At 55.0% G+C, this 20,501-nt stretch carries 21 protein-coding genes; 6 read left to right on the top strand and 15 right to left on the bottom strand.

What is annotated here, in order from left to right; translation table 11 throughout:
• Positions 1–162: 162 nt before the first annotated feature.
• Complete coding sequence (gene rpsT / locus ACH518_RS07780; protein ID WP_140910871.1) at positions 163–426, bottom strand: 30S ribosomal protein S20; 264 nt, start codon at positions 424–426, stop codon at positions 163–165.
• 100 nt (positions 427–526) lie between these two features.
• On the opposite strand from rpsT, the gene murJ reads away from it, so the two are divergent.
• The 4 genes from murJ to ACH518_RS07760 all read left to right on the top strand — a co-directional run bounded on the left by murJ (position 527) and on the right by ACH518_RS07760 (position 4,588).
• Complete coding sequence (gene murJ / locus ACH518_RS07775) at positions 527–2,074, top strand: murein biosynthesis integral membrane protein MurJ (RefSeq protein ID WP_445372486.1); 1,548 nt, start codon at positions 527–529, stop codon at positions 2,072–2,074.
• 85 nt (positions 2,075–2,159) lie between these two features.
• Positions 2,160–2,987, top strand: coding sequence for a pyrroline-5-carboxylate reductase (proC, locus tag ACH518_RS07770; protein ID WP_445372485.1), 828 nt, complete (start codon positions 2,160–2,162; stop codon positions 2,985–2,987).
• The gene (locus ACH518_RS07765; protein ID WP_140910874.1) at positions 2,987–3,562 is read left to right on the top strand and encodes a YggT family protein; all 576 of its coding nucleotides are present in this window, start codon (positions 2,987–2,989) and stop codon (positions 3,560–3,562) included. Before proC ends, ACH518_RS07765 begins: the two co-directional genes overlap by 1 nt.
• 18 nt (positions 3,563–3,580) lie before the next feature.
• Positions 3,581–4,588: a DUF4124 domain-containing protein gene (locus ACH518_RS07760; RefSeq protein ID WP_260839180.1), complete on the top strand. Its 1,008-nt coding sequence runs from the start codon at positions 3,581–3,583 to the stop codon at positions 4,586–4,588.
• Here ACH518_RS07760 and argB read toward each other — a convergent pair.
• Genes argB through coaBC form a run of 4 tightly spaced genes read right to left on the bottom strand, consistent with a single transcriptional unit; the run spans position 4,571 to position 9,641 of the window.
• Positions 4,571–5,464, bottom strand: coding sequence for an acetylglutamate kinase (gene argB, locus ACH518_RS07755; RefSeq protein ID WP_278209537.1), 894 nt, complete (start codon positions 5,462–5,464; stop codon positions 4,571–4,573). The genes ACH518_RS07760 and argB overlap by 18 nt on opposite strands.
• A 12-nt stretch (positions 5,465–5,476) precedes the next feature.
• Positions 5,477–7,981: a phosphomannomutase/phosphoglucomutase gene (locus ACH518_RS07750; protein ID WP_445372484.1), complete on the bottom strand. Its 2,505-nt coding sequence runs from the start codon at positions 7,979–7,981 to the stop codon at positions 5,477–5,479.
• 12 nt (positions 7,982–7,993) lie between these two features.
• Complete coding sequence (gene dut / locus ACH518_RS07745; protein ID WP_445372483.1) at positions 7,994–8,449, bottom strand: dUTP diphosphatase; 456 nt, start codon at positions 8,447–8,449, stop codon at positions 7,994–7,996.
• Positions 8,421–9,641, bottom strand: coding sequence for a bifunctional phosphopantothenoylcysteine decarboxylase/phosphopantothenate--cysteine ligase CoaBC (coaBC, locus tag ACH518_RS07740; protein WP_445372482.1), 1,221 nt, complete (start codon positions 9,639–9,641; stop codon positions 8,421–8,423). The genes dut and coaBC overlap by 29 nt, the downstream gene beginning before the upstream one ends.
• Positions 9,642–9,722: 81 nt before the next feature.
• On the opposite strand from coaBC, the gene radC reads away from it, so the two are divergent.
• Positions 9,723–10,397, top strand: a complete 675-nt coding sequence (gene radC, locus ACH518_RS07735; protein WP_140910878.1) for a RadC family protein — start codon at positions 9,723–9,725, stop codon at positions 10,395–10,397.
• 9 nt (positions 10,398–10,406) lie between these two features.
• Here radC and ACH518_RS07730 read toward each other — a convergent pair whose 3' ends face one another.
• The 7 genes from ACH518_RS07730 to ACH518_RS07700 all read right to left on the bottom strand — a co-directional run bounded on the left by ACH518_RS07730 (position 10,407) and on the right by ACH518_RS07700 (position 17,554).
• Complete coding sequence (locus ACH518_RS07730) at positions 10,407–11,135, bottom strand: TIGR00266 family protein (RefSeq protein WP_445372481.1); 729 nt, start codon at positions 11,133–11,135, stop codon at positions 10,407–10,409.
• Between the two features lie 17 nt (positions 11,136–11,152).
• The gene (locus tag ACH518_RS07725; protein WP_445372480.1) at positions 11,153–13,525 is read right to left on the bottom strand and encodes a CHASE domain-containing protein; all 2,373 of its coding nucleotides are present in this window, start codon (positions 13,523–13,525) and stop codon (positions 11,153–11,155) included.
• 269 nt (positions 13,526–13,794) lie between these two features.
• Entirely contained in the window at positions 13,795–14,922 is a 1,128-nt protein-coding gene (gene dapE, locus ACH518_RS07720; RefSeq protein ID WP_445372479.1) for a succinyl-diaminopimelate desuccinylase, read from the bottom strand.
• Positions 14,922–15,260: an ArsC family reductase gene (locus tag ACH518_RS07715; protein ID WP_445372478.1), complete on the bottom strand. Its 339-nt coding sequence runs from the start codon at positions 15,258–15,260 to the stop codon at positions 14,922–14,924. The genes dapE and ACH518_RS07715 overlap by 1 nt, the downstream gene beginning before the upstream one ends.
• Before the next feature lie 6 nt (positions 15,261–15,266).
• Complete coding sequence (locus ACH518_RS07710) at positions 15,267–15,509, bottom strand: hypothetical protein (protein ID WP_445372477.1); 243 nt, start codon at positions 15,507–15,509, stop codon at positions 15,267–15,269.
• Positions 15,510–15,678: 169 nt separating this feature from the next.
• A complete protein-coding gene (locus ACH518_RS07705; protein WP_445372476.1) occupies positions 15,679–16,992 on the bottom strand; it encodes a YihY/virulence factor BrkB family protein in 1,314 nt (437 codons plus the stop codon).
• Between the two features lie 127 nt (positions 16,993–17,119).
• Positions 17,120–17,554, bottom strand: a complete 435-nt coding sequence (locus ACH518_RS07700) for a hypothetical protein (RefSeq protein WP_445372475.1) — start codon at positions 17,552–17,554, stop codon at positions 17,120–17,122.
• Between the two features lie 240 nt (positions 17,555–17,794).
• Here ACH518_RS07700 and ACH518_RS07695 point away from each other — a divergent pair, with 240 nt between their 5' ends.
• Positions 17,795–18,532 carry a hypothetical protein gene (locus ACH518_RS07695; protein WP_445372474.1) on the top strand — a complete coding sequence of 246 codons (738 nt, stop codon included), beginning with the start codon at positions 17,795–17,797 and terminating at the stop codon, positions 18,530–18,532.
• Positions 18,533–18,625: 93 nt separating this feature from the next.
• Here the strand turns inward: ACH518_RS07695 and ACH518_RS07690 are convergent, their stop codons facing one another.
• The 3 genes from ACH518_RS07690 to dapD all read right to left on the bottom strand — a co-directional run bounded on the left by ACH518_RS07690 (position 18,626) and on the right by dapD (position 20,408).
• Positions 18,626–19,039, bottom strand: coding sequence for a hypothetical protein (locus tag ACH518_RS07690; RefSeq protein WP_445372473.1), 414 nt, complete (start codon positions 19,037–19,039; stop codon positions 18,626–18,628).
• Positions 19,040–19,167: 128 nt separating this feature from the next.
• Positions 19,168–19,431 carry a hypothetical protein gene (locus tag ACH518_RS07685; protein WP_260839182.1) on the bottom strand — a complete coding sequence of 88 codons (264 nt, stop codon included), beginning with the start codon at positions 19,429–19,431 and terminating at the stop codon, positions 19,168–19,170.
• A 158-nt stretch (positions 19,432–19,589) separates the two neighbouring features.
• Positions 19,590–20,408: a 2,3,4,5-tetrahydropyridine-2,6-dicarboxylate N-succinyltransferase gene (gene dapD, locus ACH518_RS07680; protein ID WP_445372472.1), complete on the bottom strand. Its 819-nt coding sequence runs from the start codon at positions 20,406–20,408 to the stop codon at positions 19,590–19,592.
• Positions 20,409–20,501 lie beyond the last annotated feature (93 nt).

The raw sequence follows: 20,501 nt of genomic DNA, 5'->3' as shown, positions 1-20,501 counted from the left end.
GACCGGAAAAAAGTCTTCCGCGGCGAGCAAACGATTGTCCGAAAACGTGGCGCCAAGTGCGACGACTAAAACATCACTCGGCAACTGAAAAAACGCCAGGCACAAAAAAGGCCCGGACGTTTCCATCCGGGCCTTTTGCAATCGATTATGCCTAAACCAAAATTAAGCCATGGCGCGCAGTCTGTTATTCAATCTGCTTTTACCGCGGGCGGCTTTATTTTTGTGGATCAAGCCTTTGTTGACGGCTGAATCGATAACAGGGACAGCCACTTTGAACGCGGCTTGCGCTTGCTCTTTATCGCCTGCTCTAACAGCGGCGATCACTTTTTTGATGAAAGTGCGTAAGTTGCTGCGCTGTCCGGCATTGCGAATACGGCTTTTCTCTGCCTGACGCGCTCTTTTTCTAGCTTGTGGTGAATTCGCCATAGTCTATCAATTTGTTTCAGTGAATTTGGAACCGCATATTATCTTTTTGAATGCTATGATTGTCAAATTTTTAGGTGCGTCTGAATAGACGGGAAGATTCGTGAGTAAACAGCTTTTCAAATCAACCGCCATTGTCGGCAGTATGACATTGATTTCGCGGTTGATGGGCTTCGCCAGAGACATGCTGTTCGCCAATATTTTCGGGGTTAATGCTGCCACCGATGCTTTCTTCGTCGCGTTCCGGATTCCCAATTTTTTACGCCGTTTATTTGCCGAAGGCGCTTTCGCTCAAGCCTTCGTACCGCTGCTGTCCGATTACCATCAGAAAGGTACTAGAGAAGCATTACGCCAGTTCATAGACCGCAGCTCAGGCACCTTGGCAGCGTTACTGGCTCCGGTCGCGCTGGCCGGAGTCGTTGCAGCCCCCTTGTTAATCCTGGTGTTTGCGCCGGGATTTTTGTGGGAAGGCAGCCAATACGAGTTGACCGTACAAATGCTGCGCATCACATTTCCTTACCTGTTTTTCGTCACATTGGTCGCTTTTGCCGGCGCAATATTGAATGCCCAAGGCCGATTTGCGGTTCCGGCTTTGACACCGGTGATCTTGAACCTCGGGATGATCGCTGCCGCAATCTGGCTGGCACCGCTGATGGACCAACCGATTGTCGCGCTGGCTTGGGGCGTATTCGCGGCCGGAGCGATACAGTTGGCATTTCAAATTCCGCCGTTGTTGCGCCTCGGCTTGCTACCGCGGCCACGCTGGGCCTACCGCGACCCGGACGTAAGACGCATGCTGACGCGGATGCCGTCGGCTATTTTCGGCGTCTCGGTGGTGCAGGTCAACTTGCTGTTCGGCACTTTGGTAGCTTCTTTTCTGGCTCCGGGCAGCGTGTCCTGGCTGTATTACTCAGACCGCCTGGTCGAATTCCCGCTTGGAATCCTCGGCATTGCCGTCGCCACCGTGATTTTGCCGCATCTGTCGGCACATCATGCCACGTCGGACCAGCTTGGATTTTCCAAGGCATTGGATTGGGGCTTGAAACTGACGCTACTAATCGGCATGCCGGCCACTTTGGGATTGGCATTTCTGGCCGAACCTTTACTTTCCACCTTGTTCCAATACAACGAATTCGACAGCGGCGACGTCAAGATGGCCGGCCGCAGCTTGATCGCGTATTCGCTGGGCTTGTTGGCTTTTATGCTAATTAAAGTGCTGGCCCCCGGCTTTACCTCCCGCCACGACACCCGCACACCGACAAGATTCGGCGGGTATTCGATGCTTGCCAATGTGGCCTTCAACTTGATTTTGGTCTGGCCTTTGGCTCATGCCGGAGTCGCCTTGGCGACCACCTTATCCGCCTATCTCAACGCACTGCTATTGTTACGCAACCTGGTTACGACGCGCATTTACCAACCTTGCGCCGGTTGGTACGGTTATATTGGACGGATTGTGGCGGCCAATGCAGCCATGTCGGCATTTTTGTACTATTTTGTCGATGCCGGCTTATGGCTGAATTGGAACGCCGCTCAACGCGGCCTGAACTTGGCGGCGACAATCGGCTTGGCGATAATCGTTTACGGCAGCGCTCTGCTACTATCCGGTTTCCGCCCGCGGCATATCGGATTCCGGGAATCGGCCACGGCTTGAGATTTAATCCGCGGCCACCATTGTCATGTAGAATGCGCTGCCAACAGCGGTTTCCATCACGATACAATTTATTTTTCAGTAAGCTATGAACACTAAAACAATCGGCTTTATCGGCGGCGGCAACATGGCAACCAGCTTGATGCGCGGTCTGATAGCCAGCGGCCACTCGCCCCAGCAAATTTGGGTATCCGATGCCGCTCCCGACATGCTGAAGTCCCACGCCGATCAATTGCACGTCAATATTTCCGCCGATAACGCTGATATCGCCAACGAAGCCGACGTCGTGGTTCTGGCGGTCAAACCGCAGATTCTGCGAGACGTCTGCTTGCAAATCGCACCGCAACTGAAACAAAAGAACGTTCTGGTAGTGTCGATCGCCGCCGGCATCGGTCAACAAAGCTTGGCGCTATGGCTGGGCGCAAACACCGCCATCGTCCGTTGCATGCCCAACACCCCGGCTTTGGTTCAAACCGGTGCCACGGCATTGCACGCCAATCCGCAAGTCAACGAGGAACAGAAAGACCTGGCCGAGAACATCCTGCGCGCCGTCGGCTTGACGTTATGGTTCGGGGACGAGGCCAAACTCGACGCCGTTACTGCCGTCTCCGGCAGCGGCCCGGCCTATTTTTTTCTATTAATGGAAGCGATGGAGCAGGCCGCTTTGGAATTGGGTCTGGACGAACATTCCGCGCGTTTATTAATTCAGCAAACTGCGTTGGGCGCGGCGAAAATCGCCCTGGAATCCGCCGAATCTCCGGCACAACTGCGGGCCCGAGTAACATCGCCAGGCGGTACAACGCAGCGAGCCGTAGAGACCTTTCTGCAACACGGCTTCGTAGATTTGGTATCGAAAGCCCTGCATGCCGCCAGGGACCGCTCGATTGAAATGTCAAAACAACTCGGAGCCGACTGATGGGCAGTAACTACATGACAGATCCCTTGGTGTTTTTGATCGACACCCTGTTCTCGCTCTACATCCTGGCGGTCGCTTTGCGGTTTTTGCTGCAATGGACCCAAGCCGATTTTTACAATCCGATTTCGCAGTTTCTGGTCAAAATCACCCATCCGCCGTTAAGGATCATGCGGCGCTTTATCCCGGCGATCGGCCGTATCGACAGTTCCTCGCTGGTTCTGGCTCTGGTACTGCAAATGATCGCCAATTTTTCGATTCTGGCACTGAAGAGTTTATCGATCAGCGTAGTCGCTTTGCTGTTGCTGTCGTTTACCGACCTAGTAAAAATGCTGTTGGACATTTTTGTCTACGCCATTTTTGCCGCAGCGATCCTGAGCTGGTTCGCAGCGGGCAGTTACAGCAGCGCCTCATCGATCTTGTACAGTTTGACCGAACCGCTGCTGAACGTTTGCCGCAGAGTATTGCCCGATTTAGGCGGCATTGACTTGTCGCCTTTGGCAGCACTGGTGTTGTTGCAACTGGCAAAAATGATGATATTACCGCCATTACATCAGCTGGCCACGATCTTGGGCTAGGTCGGATCGCCGAAAAATATGGGCACACCGAACAACACCGCCAAACGCATCCTGCTAGCGCTCGCTCTGGTCATGCCGATGTTGGCTGCCGATCCGGCCTTTGCCAAAAAAATGTATCGTTGGGTCGACGACAGCGGTAACGTTTATTTTTCCGACCAAGTTCCGCCCGATCAGGTCCAGCACAAACGGGAAACCCTAAACGAAAAGGCACGGGTGACGGATGTGGTAGAAAAAGCCAAAACCGCAGAGCAACTCACCCAGCAAAAACGCCTGGACGAACTGCGCAAGGAGCAGGAGAAGATCATCACGAAACAAGCGGCCAACGATAAAGTCTTACTCAGCACCTTCCGCAGCGTCGACGATTTGGAAAAAGCGATCGCCAACAAATTAGCCGCGATCGATGCGGCGCGTAAGGTGATCGAGGGCAACATCGATTTACTGGAATCGCAATTACGGCAACAGCAACAACAGGCCGCCAATCTAGAACGTAGCGGCAGCAAATTGCCCGACAAACTACTCGGCGACATTGCCGCCAGCAAACAACAAATAGACGCGGCCAAACAAGATCTGCAACGCCACCAATTGGAACGGCAAAACAGCGAAAAAGAGTTCAAAGCCGATGTTGCCCGCTTCCAGTTTTTGACCCAATCGCAAAAAACCGGGAAAACCGACAAATCCTCTCTAGCCGCCAGCAACGCCAGTAACGAACTAGGCTTGTTCGTCTGCGAAGATGCGGTTCAATGCGAAAAGGCCTGGAAAATCGCCGGCGAATTTGTCGCCAGCAACTCCACTACCGGCCAAGACGTGGAAAGCGAAAAACTGATCATGCGGGCGGCACCGCAAACCGATACCGATCTAAGCCTGTCGGCGTCTCTACTGGAAAGGAACGACGTCCGCCAGATATTTCTCGACATACGCTGCCGCCAATCCAGCCTAGGTTTGGAACTGTGCGCCAGCGCCAAAGCCCAAGCCATTCGCGAAGCGTTCGCCCCGTTTATCCAATCCCAATTAGCGGCGCAGCAGTAATGTACCGACGCCCTGGTCGGTAAACAACTCCAGTAACACGGCATGGTCAACCCTGCCGTCAATGATATGGACGCTGGTGACACCGCCTTTCAACGCATCAGTCGCACAGCGGGTTTTCGGAATCATGCCGCCCGATATCGTACCGTCAGCGATTAAGTTGTCGATGTCGGTCAAGGTCAATCCGGTCAGCAAGTTGCCCTGTTTATCCAAAATACCCGGGGTATTAGTCAGCAGCATCAGCTTTTCGGCTTTCAACACCTCGGCAACCTTGCCCGCCACCAGATCGGCGTTGATATTGTAGGAATGACCGTCCTTGCCAACACCGATCGGCGCTATCACCGGAATAAAATCGCTGTTGCCCAGCATTTCCACCACCGCCGGATCGATGCTGCTGACCTCGCCGACATGGCCTAAATCAATGATTTCCGGCGCATCGTCCAGCGACGCGCCGGCTTTGGTGATATTGATTTTGCGGGCGTGAATGAAGTTGCCGTCCTTTCCGGTCAAACCTACCGCCTTACCGCCTTGCAGATTGATCAAATTGACGATCTCTTTGTTGACCAAGCCGCCTAAAACCATTTCCACCACGTCCATGGTTTCACTGTCGGTCACGCGCATACCGTCGACAAACTCTGAGGTCTTGCCCAGCCGCCCCAGCAGGTTCCCGATCTGCGGGCCGCCACCGTGTACGACGATAGGGTTGATACCCACCAGCTTCATTAACACGATGTCACGCGCGAAGCTGTGCTTCAACGCATCGTCGACCATGGCATTACCGCCGAATTTGATCACGACCGTCCGGCCTTTGAATTTTTGAATGTACGGCAGGGCTTCGATCAGGACGTGGGCAATCTGGTGTGCGGTTTTTTCTTTCATGGTCTCTAACAATTAAAATGGCAAATGAAGGTCGGGATTCACTTTCAGCAGCAGTTGCCTGAACTGCGCCTGAATTTGCTGCATCGCTTCCTGGGTGTCGGCTTCGAACCGGACGGTCAACACCGGCGTGGTATTCGAGGCGCGGACCAAGCCCCAGCCATCGGCAAACTCGACGCGCATACCGTCGATATTGACGATTTTCCCACCCTTGAACTCGGCTTGAGCGAATAAGCGCTCCATCAAACCGGCTCCTTGGCCTTCCGCCACCGGCACGTGCAGTTCCGGGGTGTTGACACTGTCCGGCAGATCGGCAAACAACTCGCCGCTACTTCGCATATCGTTGGAAAGGATCTCGACCAGCCGGGCGCCGGCATACAGCGCATCGTCGAAACCGAACCACCGATCGTTGAAAAATATATGGCCGCTCATTTCTCCGGCCAGGGCCGCCGCAGTTTCTTTCAGCTTGGCTTTCACCAGCGAATGGCCGCTTTTCCACATCAAGGGCCGACCTCCGCGTTTAACAATCTGATCGTGCAAATGCCGGGAGCATTTCACGTCATAAATGATCTCCGACCCAGGCTTATGCGTCAGCACATCGCGGGCGAACAACATCATTTGCCGGTCCGGCCAGATAATTTTACCGGTCGAGTCCACCACGCCCAAACGATCGCCGTCGCCGTCGAAAGCCAAGCCGATATCGGCCTCGTAATGTTTGACGGCAGACACCAAGTCGGTCAGGTTTTCCGGCTTGCTGGGATCCGGATGGTGATTGGGAAAATTGCCGTCGATCTCGCAAAACAGCTCGACCACTTCGCAACCCAGGGTTTTCAGCAACATCGGCGCCAACCGTCCGGCCGCACCGTTCCCGCAATCGACGACGACCTTCATCGGTCGCACCAGATGCAGATCTTCCGTAATCATGCCGATATATTCGTTGCCGAACAGGCTGTTGCGTTGAATCGAGCCGGGCTCGGTCTGGCTGTAGTCGCCCGCTTCCAGACGCTGTTTCAATTGTTGCAACTTTTCGCCGGATAAGGTCTCGCCGTTCAAAACCAGTTTGAGGCCGTTGTATTCTTTCGGATTATGGCTGCCGGTCACCATCACGCCGCTAGCGCCTTCGCTGTGGTGAGCGACAAAGTACAACAGCGGCGTCGGCACCAAACCGATGTCGAGCACATCGCAGCCGCCGGCTGTCAAACCTTGAGCCATGGCATCCGCTAACTCGGGACTGGTCAAACGGCCGTCTCGGCCCAACACGATGGTCCTGACCTGCTGTTGCCGAGCCTCGTTCGCCAGCACCAAGCCGATCGCCCGCACCGTTTCTGCCGTCAGGTCGCGACCGACTACGCCGCGAATATCATAAGCTTTAAAAATATCGCCACTCTTGCCCGCGGGCTTGGCAGGCTTTACCTCGGCCACAGGCGTCGGCTCGGGCAGACTAACCGGCGCCGAGGACAACGCTATCGGCACGCTGGCGTAATGCTCTGCAACCGCGGCAGACTTGGAGGGCTCGACAAAATCCATATCGAACGATTCCTCGAAAAAATCGAAATCCTCGTCGACTTCGACCGGCTTCTCGGGTTGCTTTTCATGTTCCAGAATTCGTTTGAATTGGGCCAAGGTGGACACGATCGGACGCATCTCGTCCAGTTGCACCGGATAATGCCCCGCACTTTTGCCGGTCATCATATCCTTGGCAGCCTTCAATATACTGCTCTGGTCGTGCCGCAAATAGTCGGCCAATTTTCGGTAACCGATAAAAAACGCCAGACTCAACAACAACGCCGGGATCAGGATAATGCACAGAAACAGCACCAAATCGGCAGGCTCGGTAGCCTCACCTGTCCACAAATCCAGTTGCCAGCGACTGTTAAGCAACGGCAGGGTCTGGGGATCGTCAAGTTTGGCTGCGGAATTGCCGGCAGTGGCCAATACGGCACTGTCTTGGCGAACTTCGACAAAACCGCCGCTGAAACTGGTTTTGCCGATTAACAATTGCAATGCATCAGGTTTCAAACTGACCAGTATCACGCCGATCGGCTGCTGATCTTTAATGACCAAGCTGGTTATCGCCAGGTGTCGGTGTTCGCCCTCGCCTTGCACCGACGGCTTTTGTTTGGCGGCGAGCGTCGCCCTGACCATTTCCAAGTCGGCAAACCCCATGTTCGGCGCTTGAGTCAAATCCGGCTCACTTACATTCGCCGGCAGCAAACGCACTTTCAATGCGTTCGGGATCACGCTCTGCAATCTGGCTGCCACGGTAATGCGGTTTGCAGCATCCTGAGTCTCGGGGCTGAACACGGCAATTACGTCCGGCGCTAGTGCCAGGCCATCGACAACGTGTTGCAAGGTGTCGATTTGGGTCGACAAACTGACGGCCATGCCGTTCGCTACGGCTGTAACGCTGGTTTGTTGCGTCTCAGCGACTTTGGCCGCCGAGAACCAATATGCGCCGCCGCCGGCCAATAAGACCATAAAGACGGCAATGCCGGCGACGATGCTGAATATGCGCCCCATGGTTGCCCTCGATCAATGCCGACCGCTATGCCCGAAACCGCCGCTACCGCGATGGCTGGCATCGAATTCGGCAACGCATTCGAATTCCACTTGCGCAACCGGCACGAACACCATTTGGGCGACGCGTTCGCCCACTTCGACGGTGAATGGCTCAGTGCCGCGATTCCAACAGGACACGAACACCTGGCCCTGGTAATCCGAATCGATCAAACCGACCAGGTTACCCAACACGATGCCGTGTTTGTGGCCCAAGCCGGATCGAGGCAGCAGCATTGCCGCCAAATGCGGATCGTCGATATGAATCGCCAGACCGGTCGGAATCAGCGCAGTCTGGCCGGGCTGCAACGTCAACGCCTGTTCCAGACAGGCCCGCAAATCCAGCCCGGCCGAACCCGGCGTAGCGTAAGCCGGCAACGGGATCTGCTCGCCCAAGCGTGAATCAAGGATTTTTAATTGGATTTTTTTCATGCATTCTCTCGGCAATCAATTGCAACAACTGCACCGCCAGACTGGTTTTGTCGGCCATCTCCAGCGTTTTTCGGCCATCCCGCCAGAACACCTGCAAGGCGTTGCGCTCGGAATCGAAGCCGCCTTCGGCCCGCCCTACCCAGTTAGCGGCAATCATGTCCAGATTTTTACTGTGCAGCTTGCCCAGCGCGTAGTTCTCAAGGTCGTCGGTTTCGGCGGCAAAACCGACGACCCAAGGTTTGGGCAGTAGTCGTGCAACCGCGGCGACGATATCCGGATTCTTTTCCAACTCAATCACGCTGTCTTCGGCTTCACCTTTCTTCAGTTTGCGCCCGGCGACCTGTTTGGCTCGATAATCAGCCACTGCCGCCGCACCGATATAAAGTTCTGCATCAGAGCAAGCGTTCAGCACGGCCTGGTACATCTGCAATGCAGTCTCGACCTGAATGAATTTGGCGCCGGCCGGCGCCGGCAGATGCACCGGGCCACTGACCAAAGTCACATTGGCGCCGGCGGCGACAGCGGCTTTGGTCAACGCATAACCCATCTTGCCGGAACTACGGTTACTGATAAACCGCACCGGATCCAACGGCTCGCGGGTCGGACCGGCGCTGACCACCAGCTTCACACCGGCAAGTAAACCGCTAGTGGACTGGATCAATACGCTTTGGACGATTTCGGCCGGCTCGACCATGCGCCCGTATCCCTGCTCGCCGCAGGCTTGCTCGCCCGCAGCCGGGCCAATCACCGTCACTCCGTGCTGCTGCAAACGAGCGATACTTTCTTGGGTAACCGGCTTGCCCCACATCGCCTGGTTCATGGCCGGCGCCACGTAAACCGGACATTCGGCGGCCAGATACAAAGTCGACAACAAATCGTCGGCCAATCCGTGCGCCATTTTGGCCAATGTATCCGCAGTTGCCGGTGCAATCAGGAGCAGATCGGCCCAGCGCGCCAGTTGGATATGGCTCATCGCCTGTTCCTGCTCCGGATCAAGCAATTCGCTGTGCACGCTATGTCCGCTCAGGGCCTGGAAAGTCAGCGGAGCCACGAACCGGGCGGCGGCGGCGGTCATCACCACCCTGACCTCGCAGCCTTGCTTGCGCAGCAGGCGCAGCAATTCCGCCGCTTTATAGGCCGCGATACCGCCGCAAACTCCCAGTAAAATTCGCTTGTTAATAACACGCCCCAAAATGGCTAATTATGGAATTATGGCAAAGTCGGTCCGATTCTTCTACGCTTAAAACCGTTTCTTAGCGGCCGGAGCGAGTTGATGAGCATTAAAAATTGGCCTGCCGACGAACGCCCGCGGGAAAAACTGTTGCAGCGCGGCGCCGGCGCCTTGACAGATGCCGAATTGCTGGCGATTTTCTTGCGTACCGGCACGGCCGGTAAATCGGCGGTGGATATGGCACGGGAACTACTCAGCGAATACGGTTCGTTGCGCGCGCTGCTAGGCGCCGACCAGCAGCGATTTTGCCAGAGCCACGGCCTGGGCGACGCCAAGTATGCGCAATTGCAGGCGGTGCTGGAAATGGCCCGCCGCCATTTCGCCGAAATTCTGCAACGCGGCAACGCGCTGACCAGCCCGGATATCACCCGCGCTTACCTGAGCGCACAACTACGCGGCCACAGCTACGAAATTTTCGCCTGTCTGTTTCTCGACAACCAGCACCGGGTGATTCAATGGGAAGAATTGTTTCGCGGCACGATAGACGGCGCCAGCGTTTATCCGCGCGAAGTCGCCAAACGGGCGTTGTTTCACCATGCTGCGGCGGTGATATTCGCTCATAACCATCCTTCAGGGATCAACGAACCCAGCCAGGCCGACCGGCAGATTACCGAGAAACTGAAACAAGCCCTGGGCTTGTTCGATATCCGGGTGTTGGACCATTTCATCGTTGGCGACGGTCCGCCGTTCTCGTTCGCCGAACACGGCCTGCTGTAACCGGCTTTATTAGCTATCCTGACCTAGCGGTCGATACTGGCTTAACACCCGTTCCGCCAACCGCGAAAACGGCATGCTTTGGATCCAAACCGATCCCGTGCCTTTCAAGGTTGCCAGAAACAGACCCTCACCGCCGAACAGCATGCTTTTCAGGCCGCCGCTCAGGGCGATGTTGTAATCGATGTCGCCGCTGAAAGCGACCAGACAACCGGTATCCAACCGCAGGGTTTCGTTACGCAATTCTTTACGCACCACCGTACCGCCGGCGTGGATGAAGGCCATCCCGTCGCCGCGCAGGCGCTGCAAAATAAAACCTTCGCCGCCAAAAAAACCGCTGCCCAGCCGCTTGTTAAAAGCGATGTCGACCTGGGTACCGAACGCCGCCGCCAAAAATGCCGATTTCTGGCAGATCACTTCCTGCCCCAACTCAGCCATATTTAACGCAATGATGGTGCCCGGAAACGGTGCGGCAAAAGCCACTTGCCGTTTTTGGCCGCCGCGGTTGCTGAAATGGGTCAGAAAAACCGATTCGCCGGTCAACAAGCGCTTGCCGATACCCAACAGCTTATCCATCACGCCGCCGGAACCGTCGCCCATTTTGGTTTCGAATTCGATATCCTGCTCCAGATAGGTCATCGCGCCGGCTTCGGCAACAACGGTTTCGTTCGGATCCAGTTCGATTTCGACCATCTGAATATCGTGGCCGACGATCCGGTAATCAACTTCGTGGCAATTCATAAACTCTCCGCAAAAAATCAACTCTGATTGGAAAACGCCTGATCGGGCTGCACCGACTCCCGATTGCAGCCGGCCTGATAAAACTCGAAACGATTGCGACCCTGTTGCTTGGCGATATACATGGCTTCGTCGGCATGCCGCAACAAGTAATCCGGATTGCTGGGATCGTAAGGATAAATGGTCACGCCGCTACTAACCCCTACTTGTACCTGCTGCCCGGCAATCGGGTAGCTGCGGGCAACGTTCTGGTGAATCCGCTCCAGCGCCTGTATGCACTGCTGCTTCGATTCGACGCCGCACATCAACACTGCAAACTCGTCGCCACCCAAACGGCACACGGTATCTTCTTCGCGCAGCCCGGCCCGCAACCGCGCCGCGACTTCCACCAGCAACTGATCGCCGGCCTCGTGGCCCAGATTATCGTTAATTTGCTTGAAGCCGTCCAAATCCATGTACACCACGCCCAGCAAGGAATTGTCTCGCTTGCAGCGTGCCATGGCCTGCTGAAAACGGTCGGTGAACAAGGTCCGGTTAGGCAAATGCGTCAACGGGTCGTGATGTGCCATCTCCTCCAATGCCTGTTGATGCAACTTCGACTGGGTAATATCGGAGAACAAACCGACGTAATTGACCGCTTCACCTTTCTGGTTGCGCATCGCCGAGATCGTCAACAATTCCACATACAATTCCCCGTTTTTCTTGCGGTTCCATATCTCGCCCTGCCAACAGCCCTCGGTTTGCAGGGTTTGCCACAGGTTTTTATAAAATTCGGCATCGTGTTTGCCGGATTTGAGGAAGTTGTGGTTGCGGCCGATCACTTCGTCGCGCGGATACCCGGTTATCGCACAAAAGGTCGGGTTGGCGTCGATGATAATCCCGTCGGCATCGGTGATGGTGATCCCTTCGTGCGCATCGGCAAACACGCGTGCCGCCAACTGTAATTTGCCCTCGGCGCGCTTACGCTCGGTAATATTGGTCAAAATACAGTGAATGATCGCCGGCCCTGATTTACGGCTTTGCAGGCGGCCGTCCAATATCACCGTGATGGTGCCGCCGGATTTTCTGCGCAGCATCAGTTCGCACTCCAACACGCCGTAATGGTTCAACATTTGCAGTTTCAAGCCGAAATCGGCCCCGGCATCGGCGTCGTCAACTAAAAAATCCGGCAATTTTTTCCCTATCAACTCGTCGCCCGGGTAATCCAACAATGCGCACAATTGCGGATTCGCATCCAGCAGGCAACCGTGCCGGTCCAATGCCATATAGGCCACCGGCGAGTTCTCGAACAGACTGCGGAAGCGGCGTTCGCTTTGTTTCAAGGATTCGGTGAGATGTAACGCGATCAGACTGCTGCGGCGGGCCTTGATATAGGCCGCGCAGAAAAATACCGGCAGAAAACTGATAAACGCGGCGGCCAGAAACTCGCCCCAAGGCGGTTCCAATTTACTCGCTTTACTGAAGCCGGCCAATTCGGTGAAGCGCAAAGTCCAATGCCTCCCCGCCAACTCCAGCCGCCGCTCCAGACGCAAATGGCCAAATCCGAGACTTTGCTGCTGAAAATCTAGGGTATCGCTACTGTCGTACAACAAACTTTCCGCGTCGGCACGGTCGGAATCGAAAATTTCCAGCCGCAACGCCGACAATTGCTTTCCGAGTATGGCTCGAAGCAAATCATTCATCCGATAAGGTATATAGACCCAACCCTGGATGGCAATTCGGCGTTGTTCCGGCGTTTGCGGAATGCTCCCATGACGGTAAACCGGAAAAAACGCCAACATTCCGGCCTGAGGATTGGCTTTGGAATCCTGCACCAAGGTGACCTTACCGGAGTAAGCCAAGTCTCCGCTATCCCGCGCCCGTTCCATCGCCTCGCGCCGTACCGGCTCGGAAAACATGTCGAAGCCGAAGGCCCGCAAATTGCGCCCGTAGAACGGCTCCAGGTAAACGATACTGCTGTAATGAGGCCGCGGAGTCGCCGGAGCAACGACGTAATCCGGAAATCCCTGGCTGCGAATCTGCAAAATATGACTTTGCAACTCATTCGCCGGAATCCACTGTGCGTAACCGACGCCTTGCACGCCGGGATGGTTTTGGTCCAAGCCCAACATTTCGACGAAAGCCCGCCAGTCGGCGCGGCTCACTTCGTTGCTGGCGGCAAATACGCCGGCCGCACTCCGCAGTGTTAGCGCATGCAATGCCATGCGTTCGCTGATATTCGAGGTGATGCGCTCGACTTCGAATTCGAAATATTCGCGAAGTCGTTGTTGATAATGCCGTTCGAGAGCTTGCCACGCAAAAAATAAAAACGCTGCCGAAACCGATAGCACCAACAGCACCGGCATATAGTGCCGGTAACGCAACGTCGACAGCTTCCCGACTGAGCTTACCATGGCATACCCCCACGCCTTATCAGCTGCTTATTGGGTGGTTTCTAGGACTTGTCTCGAATCACCAGCGCACGCAGCGCTTCGACCATCATGGCAGACGGACGGCAACCAAATCAACGACCCGTTTTGCGATCAAACAAACGCCGCGGTATCGGCTTGGCACCAATGAATTTTCGGCAAATTTTCAGGATTTAAGAGTATATGATTTTCGAAGCATGGCTAGGTCCGGCACAACGTTCTTTCGTTGTGCCGACCAGTCGGCGCAGGCCTGGCTAGACCAGCAGATTGACCAAAATCTGCTGGTATATCCGGCTCAACGTTTCCAAATCGTCCAGGCCGATATGCTCGTTGACTTTATGAATGCTGGCATTTAACGGCCCCAGCTCGATGACCTGGGCACCGGTGGGTGCGATGAAACGCCCGTCCGAGGTACCTCCGCCGGTGTCGTCCTGAGTTTGAAAGCCGCACACGGTTTCGATCGCCGCGTGGGTAGCGTCGATCAATTCGCCGCGCGCCGTCAAAAACGGATTGCCCGACAGCCGCCATTGCAAGTCGTATTTGAAGCCGTGTTTATCCAGAATAGCCTGGGTACGGGCTTTGATGGTCGCTTCGTCCAGCTCGGTACAAAACCGCAGATTAAACTGTACTTCGGCTTGGCCCGGAATGATATTTTCGGCGCCGGTGCCGGCGTTGATATTGGACACCTGCAACCGGGTCGGCGGAAAAAACGCGTTGCCGTGGTCCCAGACTTCTTCGGTCAGTTCTTTCAAAGCCGGCGCGAAGGTATGGATCGGATTTTCCGCCAATTCCGGATACGCCACATGGCCTTGAATGCCGAATACGGTGAGTTTGGCACAGAGCGAACCGCGGCGGCCAACGCGAATGACGTCGCCGACAGCTTTGTCGCTGGAAGGTTCGCCGACCAGGCACCAGTCGATCTTTTCGCCGCGTTGCTCCAGCACCTCGACCACTTTGACGACACCGTGCGTGGCAGCACCTTCCTCGTCGCTGGTCATCATGATCGCTATCGAACCCTTGTGCTGCGGATATTGGCCGATAAAGCGCTCAACCGCGGTGACGAATGCGGCAATGCCGCCTTTCATATCGGCCGCGCCGCGACCATAGAGCTTGCCGTCGCGGATAGTCGGTTCGAACGGCGGCGAATCCCAGGCCGCCAACGGCCCGGTCGGTACCACGTCGGTATGCCCCAAAAACACAAACAATGGCGGCTCGCTGCCGCGACGCAGCCACAGGTTTTGGGTATCGGCAAAATTCAGGCGTTCGTCGTTGAAGCCAAGTTTACTGAGACGTTCGGCCAGCAAATCCTGGCAACCGGCGTCGTTGGGAGTCACCGATTCGCGCCGAATCAGTTGCTCCAGCAGGGAAAGCGTTTCTGTCATTATGCGCTGGGATATTGCTCGGGATTGAAACCGACCATTAGTTGTCGGCCGTCGTCCAGGATTGGACGCTTGATCAAAGTCGGTACTGCCAACATCAACTGCACGGCTTTTTCAGGCGTTAAGTCGCGTTTTTGCTCGTCGTCGAGTTGGCGCCAACTGGTGCTGCGCTGGTTTAGAACGGCATCGACTCCGAGCGCATCGACGAACTTTTGCAGCAAGGCCTGCTCCAGCCCGTCCACCCGGTAATCGTGAAAGCGGTACTCGATACGGCGCGAATCCAGCAATGCTCTGGCTTTCTTCACCGTGTCGCAGTTCTTGATACCGTACAACACCTTCATTGCCGGTTATGCCTCGCCGGCCAACAGTTCGTCCAGGCTAGGCAAGCTTTTATCGGCCTGAGCGCGGGCTTTGTAGACATCGACGAACTCCATAAACGCTTGTTCGAGATCGTCCAACACTTCCTCCTCGTCGGTCACTTCGTCTTCCGGAATCTCGTCGGATTCCAAATAGTCTTTCTGGATCGCGATTTCGCCGTTCAAGGACAGCAGCGCAAGGATCAAGGCATTATTCGAAATATTTTCTGGCATGGTGTGCTCGCAGGTTGAAATGGAAGAACAGAACTGAGCAGGAGGCCGCTAGGATTGGCGCCGAGCTAACCCGGCAATAGTCGTTGCATGCATGCAAGTACCGCCTCCATCGAATTTGGCCGCATTGTAACGCATTGCCGGCGAGCGATGTTAACCGCGGCGTTCGGCGTCAAATGTTTTTCAACAAGCGGTTGCCCGGGCTATCCGCCATCGCCTGGCGGAAATGATCGACGGCCTCGGCAAAAGCCGGTTCCGGCTGGATATCCGGCAACTGGTTTTGGCCGCAGCTTTCCAGCGCATCGGCTACATAGCCGATACTGAGAATATTGATGTCGACCGCCGGCTGGTAGACCGAAACGGTTTGTTCCGGATGGCAGAATTCGACGACGATGCGACTGGCAATCAGCTTATGCAGCAACGCCTGCACCAAAGCCAGCGGAATCATCAAATCCCGCGCCAATTCCTCGGCCGACGGCGGCGCCTCCTGGTTGACGAAGCGTTTAACCAGGGCATGTGCGATTTGCAGCGCCAGGATTTTCTTCAACGAAAAACTCAGATTGCGGAAACGGTCGCCGTGGCGGTGAATCGGGTAGTTCTGGATATAAAACGCCATCTCGCAACCGAACAACACGATCATCCAACAGCTTTGCAGCCAGACCACAAACAGCGGCAAGGCGGCGAAACTGCCGTAGATCGCGTTATAGCTGGACACGCCGATTTGCAGGCTCAAATAGGCCCACTGCAAACCGTGGTAGAGCATGCCGGTCACGGCGCCGGCAGCCAGCCCGGCCCGGTAATCGATGGCGTGGTTCGGCATGAACACGAATACCACCGTGAACAGCACGATCATCAGCAGTAACGGCGACAGCCCCAAGGCTTTCAATACCAGCCAGACGCCGAAAGCCGGCAGATGTATCGCCCCGGCCAACCAGCCTACCTGGGTTTGCAGGAACACGGTCAGGCCGCTGGCAGCCATCAGCAGTACCGGCCCCAGCAACATTAGCGACAAATAATCGCTGCATTTGCGCCCCCAACTGCGGCCCTGATCGATTTTCCAGATGTAGTTGAACGACTCCTCGATATTGGCGATCAGGCTGACCACGGTCCAAAACAAAACCGCGATACCGATGCCGGCCACCACTTCGCCCTGAGTCTTGGCCAGCAAATTTTGGGCAAAGCCGATCAAACGCAACATCAGCTCGTCCTGCTGCGGCGCCCGCTCCAGTAATTGTCGCTGCAGCAGCTTTTCGAAACCGAAGCCCTTGGCGATGCCGAACAACATCGCAATCACCGGCACGATAGACAGGATGCTGTACAAGGTCAGCGCCGAGGCTCGCAGTTGGCATAAATCGCGGCGAAAGCCTTGCACCGCCAACAACGCGATTTTCAAACAGCGGATGCCAAGCGCCGGCCAGCAAGTCAGGCTCCGTTCATCCAGCCGCCAAATGTCTTCTTTGCAGAACAGCAACAGGTTCAATGCCATACAAGTCTCTATCGTTGGGGCCGATCGGCAAGTGTGAACGATACACCGCGCCGTTGAACGACAGTATGCCGGATAAAACCGGCAAAATCCCGGCATTCCGAGTGCACCGATGACCGAGTTTGTCGGGTCAGGCCAAACGCCGCAAGTGCAGCCGCCGATTGCACCCGAAAAATCGGCATCGACTGAGATAACCGGGCAGCCATTTGATGGGGCTCATGACACGTAACGCCCATTTTCGATCCGGATAATAATTCAGACGCAATTCGTCCGGGCCGACGATTTCCACAGCATCCAACACCAACGACGCATACGGCAGGCCCAGGCTGCGCCGGGCCAGAACCTGCAATTCCCGGCTCAGCAACACGCATTCGCTGGCTTCTTCGAACGGGCAATCCCAATCGCAAATCAGCAAATAGTCGCCGGCTTCGGTTTGGAACTGATGTAACAGCCGATAGCCGGGGACATGGCAAGCAGTCGGCACACCATGCCGTAATAGCCGGGTTTGCAGCGGCCAATTCCGGTAATCGCCGGCATGGCTGGCCAGAGAAAAAAGCTCGATCACGCGCATGCAATTCCTATAGAAAAACAGCGGCAACAATCACGAATGACCGTCGGGTTTAATTCGCCTAAGTAAATTATTCTGCATTCGATTACCTGATATGAATGCTTGCAGTTTACAATAATCGGCTGCGAGCCGGCACCTAACGGTTTAAACACAACGCGACAGCTCTTGTTACGCACTATGCAAGCCCCGACACCGGCTGTATCCCAAATCCAGCCAAAGACAAGGACAAACTTCACCATGCAATTCACCGATACCGGCACTCTGATCAGATGGCAACTGGACGATATCGACGTTGTCGCACCGCTCCACGACAAGCCGGGCGGCGGCTCGCGCGGCGGGGTATATCTTTGTATCCCCAATTTCGAGGAACTGTCGCCGCCGTTCAGCATCAAGCACGGCGAATACCGCACCACGGTTTGCGACGTCACGCTGCCGCATCAAAAGAATCTGGCAGCATCCAACGAAAACGACTGGGGCAACATCGAGGTGGTTACCGATTGGGAAGAAACCGACGAACAACATAGCAAAACGCTGAAAGTCACCACCACCATCCGCGCCCTCTCGGAAACCGCCCTGGTAAGGCCCGGCTTTCACCCGTATTTTTCGATTACACCGAACAGTTTCGTGGATATTGCCGGCACCCGGATAGACGTGACCACGCTGCCGCACGACAGTATGCGGGCTTATCCGGCAGTAACACCGAGTGACCCGGTCAAACTCAGCACCGAGGAATTTGCCGTATCTATGGCCTGCGAGATCAGCCCGCTGTCGCAGCCGATAGCACTGGCGTTCGGCGTGTGGAGCGATAAAAAAGCGGAGTATGTTTGTATAGAGCCGATTATCGGCAAGCAACTCGGCGCAGATGGCCTGCCGACGCCATTGGAGCTAACACAGAACGAGGAGTTATTGATGGTGTTTACGATTCGGGCGGAGAGTACAAAAATTGCCGTTACGTTACCAAACGCCAAACGGTGATTCGCTAGCCTTGTTGTGCGAAGCGCAATGTCACTGAAACTCGCGGTCGACATTCTTCCCGCATTCTAAGCGGGAGAATGTCGACTGGGTAAACTAAAAAAACGAACCTATAAGTAGTAACCCTGGAATGGAAAGCAGGGCCGATAATCCAGCAATTGCCATGCTCGGTTTGAAATCTAGACCAAGACTTATCTTATATCCGAGCGTATAGGCTGCAAAAAGACCCATCGGAAAAATGACTGAACCAACGCCAGAAAGCTCAATATTAGCCCCAAGACTGCCTAAGGTCGCCACCAGCCAAATTAGCCCGACGACAGGTAGACACAATGAAAGAGTAACTGCTTTAAAAGCTTCGCCAAAGGAAACATCAAGTCCTGTTATTAACTTTGCACTGTAGCGAACTACCATAGGGATCAGAAGTAGGACGAGTCCAGTAATTATCGACACATTTACCGGCGCCCAGATCAGAAAAATTAATCCTGCAAGCGTGATTAACAAATAAAACATGGCCAATCCTTTAATTTTTTCATTTTGAAAGCCCTAAGCTCCAAGCCGATTGGAAGCCAAAAACGCTCGACTCCACTCTTCTTCATCCAGACTACTTGCTAGCCTTAAGAACTTGGCAAAGATCGGAATTAAATCAAACGCGCTATTTTCAGCAACACCGCGACGATAACAGTAGTTTGCAAGAAACCGGCGGCAATAATCCAGCTGGTCAAATCGGCTTTGGTTACCGCTTGGTTGCAACTGGTGTCGGCCCTGAGCAATTCTATTTTGTAGACTAACTCGGACTCTAGCGCTTTGATTTCACTACGCAATACACCTTCCAAGTCTTTTAAATCGCGTTTGGTGGCAACATCGTCGAGATGAAGCGTGTTATCTACGACTTCTTTTTGCATTTCAGTAGTGACTTCGGCTTGAGCCTCGTTAAAACCGGCTGATTTTAAAGTAGCACAAATTTCGAGGCATCAATGGTATCACGCGCTTAACAAGAAATCGGTAACCGCTTTGTAGCGCATGCCACCCAAACGAGCACCATGCGCCGGAGGGCGAGCGGTTAATCCCGCAACAACTCGTTAATACCGGTTTTACTGCGGGTTTTCTCGTCCACTTGCTTGATAATCACCGCGCAATACAAGCTGTGGCTGCCGTCTTTGGATGGCAGGTTGCCGGAGACTACCACCGAGCCGGCCGGGATGCGGCCGTAAGTCACTTCGCCGGTCATACGGTTGAAGATCTTGGTGCTTTGGCCGATGTAGACGCCCATCGAGACCACGCAGTTGTCTTCGACGATCACACCTTCGACGATCTCGGAGCGGGCGCCGATGAAGCAGTTGTCACCGATGATGGTCGGGTTGGCTTGCAGCGGTTCCAGCACGCCGCCGATGCCGACGCCGCCGGACAAGTGGACGTTTTTACCGATTTGCGCGCAAGAACCCACGGTTACCCAGGTGTCGACCATGGTGCCGCTATCGACATAAGCACCGATGTTGACATAGGAGGGCATCAGGATCGCGCCAGGGGCGACGTAGGAACCGTAACGGGCTACCGCGTTAGGCACGACGCGAACGCCGGCTTGAGCAAAATCAGCCTCGCTGTAGCTACCAAATTTGGTCGGCACTTTGTCGTAGTAGCGCACGTCGCCGCTTTCGATCACTTTGTTTTCGTTGATCCGGAACGATAGCAGCACGGCTTTTTTCAGCCATTGATTGGTGACCCAATCGCCGTCTTTTTTCTCGGCGACGCGCATTTCGCCCTTGTCGAGCATGTTCAACACTTCGGCAACCGCGTTGCGGACTTCGGCGGAGACGGTAGACGGGCTGATTTCGGCGCGGTTTTCGAAGGCGTCGTTGATGATGTTTTCCAGGTTTGACATGGTATTTCGTGGGTTGGATAAAAAAGAATGTAGGTTGGGTTTACCCGTAGGGCATAAAAGCGAAGCGTAACCCAACAATTAAGGCCTCTCGTT

The organism is Methylomonas sp. HW2-6, from assembly GCF_052474525.1.
The sequence above is the reverse complement of the archived record's forward strand: the minus strand, read 5'-3'. Positions and strand labels throughout refer to the sequence as shown.